Origin of the sequence: Catellatospora sp. NPDC049609, assembly GCF_040675365.1 — a bacterium.
Taxonomy (GTDB): Bacteria; Actinomycetota; Actinomycetes; order Mycobacteriales; family Micromonosporaceae; genus Catellatospora.
Genome location: NZ_JBFAOU010000373.1, coordinates 1 through 3,208 on the forward strand (window position 1 = coordinate 1; position 3,208 = coordinate 3,208).

The window sequence follows — 3,208 nt, forward strand, 5'->3', positions numbered from 1 at the left end:
TGGGGATATGCCCGTATGGGGCGTGTCATCCCCACACTTCGCGCAAGATCGTCGCGATCTTGCACCTCGGCGGTGTCCGGTTCGCCGACGGGGTGTGATGTGGCCGGGGGTGGTGGTGGCGGTGGCGGGCGGCATCGCTGCGCGTGGCAGACTCGTCGGCGTGAGCAGCGAGGGACAGCACGTCAGTTTCCGGCCCCAGCGCACCCGGCGGGTGTGCATCGCCGCCGCGGCGGCGGTGCTGGTGCTCTTCACGGTGATCGGCACGGCCCTGACGGTGGGCGAGGGCGTGTTCCGCAAGGGCGACCAGTTCGCCATGATCGGGCTCGGCGTGGTGTTCGCGCTGGGCATCATGACGGTGGCGCGGCCCCGCGTGGACGCCTACCCCGAGGGCATCCGGGTCCGCAACATCATCGGCGGGTACGAGCTGCCGTGGGGTGCTGTGCGCGCGATCACCTTCGAGCGCAACCAGCCGTGGCTGAGCCTGGAGCTGGAGAACGACGACACCGTGTCGGTGCTCGCCGTGCAGGCCGTCGACCGGGCGTACGCGCTGGCCGCGGTGCAGTCGCTGCGCGCGCTGCACGGCGCGGCGCGGGCCGCGGAGCCGGTGGCGGCGGGCTGAGGGCATACCCTCCCGCCCCGGTCGGCGACAACCAGGGGTTGTGGTAATCTTTCGGAGTCGACCTTTTCGGCACCCGTGATCATGCCCTGAGCGTGACCGGGTCGCCGAAGGCAAGCGGAGCGCCTGCTCCCACCCGTTCGCCTTGGAGCGTTTCGGGTCCGGTCACCTGATGAAGGACGTCCCCGTTCTCCATCGGGTCGTGCACTTGGCGTGCACCCAGACCGGTCGAGCGGGCCCAGGCTGTCGCCTGGGCCTTCTGCTTTGGTCTGACGCCAAGCGCGTCGCCGGCACTGAGCGGGCGGCGTGGAACACGATTTGAGGAGGCCACATCAGCGTCGAGCCACGCATCAACGATCAGATCAGGGCACGAGAGGTCCGACTGGTCGGCCCCGAGGGCGAGCAGGTGGGCATCGTCCCGCTGGAGCGCGCCCTGCAGCTGGCCGCGGATGTCGATCTGGATCTGGTCGAGGTTGCGCCCATGGCACGCCCGCCGGTCTGCAAGCTCATGGACTTCGGCAAGTTCAAGTACGAGAGCGCGCTCAAGGCCCGGGAAGCCCGGCGGAACCAGCAGCAGACGGTCATCAAGGAGATGAAGCTCCGTCCGAAGATCGACTCGCACGACTACGAGACCAAGAAGGGTCACGTCGTGCGGTTCCTCAAGGCCGGAGACAAGGTCAAGGTGACCATCATGTTCCGCGGTCGCGAGCAGAGCCGCCCGGAGCTGGGCTTCCGCCTCCTGCGCAAGCTGGAGGAAGAGGTCGCCGAGGTCGGTTTCGTCGAGTCGTCGGCGAAGCAGGACGGTCGAAACATGATCATGGTGCTTGCGCCACACCGCAGCACGAAGGCCCTCGCCGGCCGCAAGGGCGACGAAGGCACCGGTGCGGAGGCCGAGGAGGCCGTGGCCGAGCCCTCGGCACAGGCCTGACGACGCTCGATTTGGGCACCTGCCGCGCAGCCCCCGCTGTGCGGCGAGATTCTGTGACAGGGGAGTACTTTCAGTGCCGAAGATGAAGAAGCACAGCGGCATGGGCAAGCGGGTCAAGGTGACCGGCTCCGGCAAGATCGTGCGCCAGCAGACCGGTCTGCGCCACCGCCTGGAGGTCAAGTCCTCCAAGGAGACCCGCAGCCTGAGCGGCACGGTCCCGGTGGCCAAGGCCGACGAGAAGCGCATCAAGAAGATGCTCGGCCGCTGACGCGCGCCTCTTAGACGGAAACCTTTAAGGAGAAGCTGATATGGCACGCGTCAAGCGGGCGGTCAACGCCCAGAAGAAGCGCCGTACCCTGCTCGAGGCCGCCAGCGGTTACCGCGGCCAGCGCTCCCGCCTGTACCGCAAGGCGAAGGAGCAGATCCTCCACTCGATGCAGTACGCCTACCGGGACCGCAAGGACCGCAAGGGCGACTTCCGGCAGCTGTGGATCACCCGCATCAACGCGGGCGCTCGTGCCAACGGCATGACGTACAACCGCCTCATCCAGGGCCTCAAGCTCGCGGGTGTCGAGGTCGACCGCAAGATCCTGGCCGACCTGGCCGTCAACGACGAGGCGGCGTTCGCCGGCATCGTCGCGGTGGCCAAGAAGGCCGTCGCCGAGGCTCAGGCCGCCTGAGCCCGTCGGTGACGCAGCACTTCCAGCGACCCGGGGACCCGCTGTTCACGCAGCGGACTCCCCGGGTCGTTGCCGCTGCCAAGCTGCACCGCCGCCGCGACCGGGAGAAGGCCGGGCGCTTCCTGGCCGAGGGCCCGCAGGCGGTCCGCGAGGCGCTGGCCGCCGACGCGGCACGTGAGATCTTCGTGACCGAGGACGGCCGCCGCCGCCACCGCGACCTGCTGCACGGCACCGGCGGCGCGCACTTCTCGGTCGTCACCGACGAGGCGATGGCGGTGCTCGCCGACACGGTCACCCCGCAGGGCGTCATCGCCGTCTGCGACCTGCTCGACGTGCCGCTGGAGGCCGCCCTGTCGCGCGCCCCGAAGCTGGTGGCGGTGGCCGTGGAGATCCGCGACCCGGGCAACGCCGGGACCATCCTGCGCACCGCCGACGCCGCGGGCGCCGCCGCGGTGATCTTCGCCGGGGACGCGGTCGACCCGTACAACCCCAAGTGCGTACGCGCCTCGGCCGGCAGCCTGTTCCACGTCGACGTGGTACGCGCCCCCGACGCGGCCGGCACGCTCGCCGCGCTGCGCGGGGCGGGACTGCGTACGCTCGCCACGTCCGGCTACGGCGCGACCGACCTGGACGACCTCGCCGACGACGGCTCGCTGGCCCGGCCCACCGCCTGGCTGTTCGGCTCGGAGGCGCACGGCCTGCCCGACGAGCTGCGCGAGGCCGCCGACGCCGCGGTCCGGGTCCCCATCCACGGCCGCGCCGAGTCGCTCAACCTCGCCGCAGCCGCCGCGGTCTGCCTCTACGCCTCCGCTCGCGCCCAGCGCACCTGACCCGCACCGGACGCCGACCCGCACGCGACACGGCCGGCCCGCACCCGGCGCCGCCCGCGCCGAGCGGCGTGCCGCTGCGCCGCGTGCCGCCGCGCCGCGCATAGACGTTGGCCTATCTGGATGACTTCGATCACGAAAAAGTCATCCAGATAGG

The 3,208-nt window shown here is 70.6% G+C and carries 5 protein-coding genes; all 5 read left to right on the forward strand.

Annotation, left to right across the window (positions count from 1 at the left end; translation table 11 throughout):
• The first annotated feature begins 160 nt into the window (after positions 1 to 160).
• The 5 genes from AB0J67_RS40170 to AB0J67_RS40190 all read left to right on the forward strand — a co-directional run bounded on the left by AB0J67_RS40170 (position 161) and on the right by AB0J67_RS40190 (position 3,054).
• Positions 161 to 619, forward strand: coding sequence for a PH domain-containing protein (locus AB0J67_RS40170; RefSeq protein WP_363490922.1), 459 nt, complete (start codon positions 161 to 163; stop codon positions 617 to 619).
• A gap of 346 nt (positions 620 to 965) precedes the next feature.
• Positions 966 to 1,544 carry a translation initiation factor IF-3 gene (infC, locus tag AB0J67_RS40175; protein WP_363490928.1) on the forward strand — a complete coding sequence of 193 codons (579 nt, stop codon included), beginning with the start codon at positions 966 to 968 and terminating at the stop codon, positions 1,542 to 1,544.
• Positions 1,545 to 1,617: 73 nt separating this feature from the next.
• Positions 1,618 to 1,812 carry a 50S ribosomal protein L35 gene (gene rpmI / locus AB0J67_RS40180; protein WP_363490924.1) on the forward strand — a complete coding sequence of 65 codons (195 nt, stop codon included), beginning with the start codon at positions 1,618 to 1,620 and terminating at the stop codon, positions 1,810 to 1,812.
• Between the two features lie 40 nt (positions 1,813 to 1,852).
• The gene (gene rplT / locus AB0J67_RS40185; protein WP_120320125.1) at positions 1,853 to 2,224 is read left to right on the forward strand and encodes a 50S ribosomal protein L20; all 372 of its coding nucleotides are present in this window, start codon (positions 1,853 to 1,855) and stop codon (positions 2,222 to 2,224) included.
• Positions 2,225 to 2,232: 8 nt separating this feature from the next.
• On the forward strand, positions 2,233 to 3,054 hold the full coding sequence (locus AB0J67_RS40190) for an RNA methyltransferase (RefSeq protein ID WP_363490926.1): 822 nt from the start codon (positions 2,233 to 2,235) through the stop codon (positions 3,052 to 3,054).
• Positions 3,055 to 3,208: the final 154 nt, after the last annotated feature.